This is a genomic window from Paraburkholderia sp. RL18-085-BIA-A (genome assembly GCF_046027075.1).
Taxonomy (GTDB): domain Bacteria; phylum Pseudomonadota; class Gammaproteobacteria; order Burkholderiales; family Burkholderiaceae; genus Paraburkholderia.
The window spans coordinates 1-1,491 of the sequence record NZ_JARESU010000417.1 but is presented as its reverse complement, the minus strand read 5'-3'; the positions used below and the strand labels follow the sequence as shown (position 1 = coordinate 1,491).

2 protein-coding genes are annotated in these 1,491 nt (G+C 57.5%); both read right to left on the bottom strand.

What is annotated here, in order from left to right:
- Window positions 1-115: 115 nt before the first annotated feature.
- Window positions 116-1,114, bottom strand: a complete 999-nt coding sequence (locus tag P0D89_RS52910) for a site-specific integrase (protein WP_408243202.1) — start codon at window positions 1,112-1,114, stop codon at window positions 116-118.
- A partial coding sequence (locus P0D89_RS52905) for a tyrosine-type recombinase/integrase (protein WP_408379614.1) occupies window positions 1,111-1,491 on the bottom strand: 381 nt, incomplete at its 5' end. The genes P0D89_RS52905 and P0D89_RS52910, both read right to left, overlap by 4 nt.

Here is a 1,491-nt window from a genome sequence, read left to right as displayed (position 1 = left end):
CACTATGTACCCTTCCGGATTATGTCGGGTGGCGGATTGAACTCCAACAATTGACCAGAGATTGCGGGCCGTCAAAGAGATGCGCTCAAGCGATCACCCGATATAATTCGGCAGCCTAAAGACTGTTCAGGAAGTCGAGGAGCTCGTCTGTTGGCTTGAAGCGGCCTGGCTTGCCGCGTCGCGGAGTTGCCTTCTCAAGGGCCTGTTCCTTCATCGCAAGGGTCGCTTCGACATAGATCTCCGTGGTTTCCACCGATTCATGTCCGAGCCACAACGCGATGACCGAGCGACGAACGCCTGATTGCAGAAGGTCCATGGCCATGGTGTGTCTTAAACAGTGAACAGTGACCCGCTTCTGATTCAATGACGGGCAAACTTCACACGCGGCCTTGCGGTGCTTGTTTAGCAGATACTGCACACCATGAACACTGAGGCGTTCGCCGCGCTCGCTGGGAAACAGTACTGTGCCATCACCACGTTGTGGTTCTCGCAGCCATGCTTTCAGTACAGCGCGTGTGGATCTCGCGATGGGTGTACAGCGCTCTTTTCGACCCTTTCCGATGACCCTCACGTGTGCGCCGGTGCCAAGCACCACATCCTCGCGATTGAGTCCGGTCATCTCGGACAGGCGCAGACCGGTCTGGACTGCGACCAATAGAAAGGCGTGGTCGCGCCGGCCAGACCACGTGCCCTGATCAGGCGCAGCAAGCAAGGCGTCGACTTCTGGAGGCGTCAGGAAGTGGATCAGCTTACGGGTGAAGCGCTTGCTGGGGATGGCAAGCACCCTCTGGATCTGGGCAGAATGGGCCGGTGCTTCGAGAGCGGCGTAGCGAAAGAAGGAATGAATCGCCGCAAGGCGCAGATTTCTGGTGCGAACGCTAACGCCCTGGTTCTTCTCAATCTCGTCCAGGAACGCGACGATCAGTGGAGCATCGATGTCTTCGAGGTTTAGCTGCGACGGGGACTTATGCAGGCGCTGCTGCACGAACTTAAGGAATTGACGATAGGTATCGCGATAGGCACTGATGGTGTGAGGGCTCGCCTGACGCTCTTCCATCAGACGCTGCGTGAAGAAGCGCTCCAGTAGCGGAGCAAAGGTGGCGGTATCATTCATGGCCGATCTCCCCAGAGTTGTTCGAGCCGGCGCATCGCCTCACGCATCAATTCGGGCGAACCGTTCAGATACCACTGCGTATCCTCGACGTGAGAATGGCCGAGGTAGGCTGACAGGATTGGCAGACGGCGCTCCGGGTCATCTCCGGACTTGTACCAGCGTACAAGTGTATTCGTGGCAAACACGTGCCTCATGTCGTGCAGACGCGGCCCGTGACTGTCGGATGCCCCGCGTAAGCCAATCTGCCGCGACAATGAATAGAAAGTGCGATGAATTGTACCGGCATCCATCCGGTTACCCCAGCTGGAAACAAAGAGATAGGAAGATACCGGTCGACCCGCCCAGTGATGCTCACGCCGCGTGATGTAGGCTGCGAG

Bases quoted from the DNA above. Each gene is read 5' to 3' on its own strand.
- P0D89_RS52910 (WP_408243202.1), bottom strand. From the start codon at position 1,114: ATGAATGATACCGCCACCTTTGCTCCGCTACTGGAGCGCTTCTTCACG.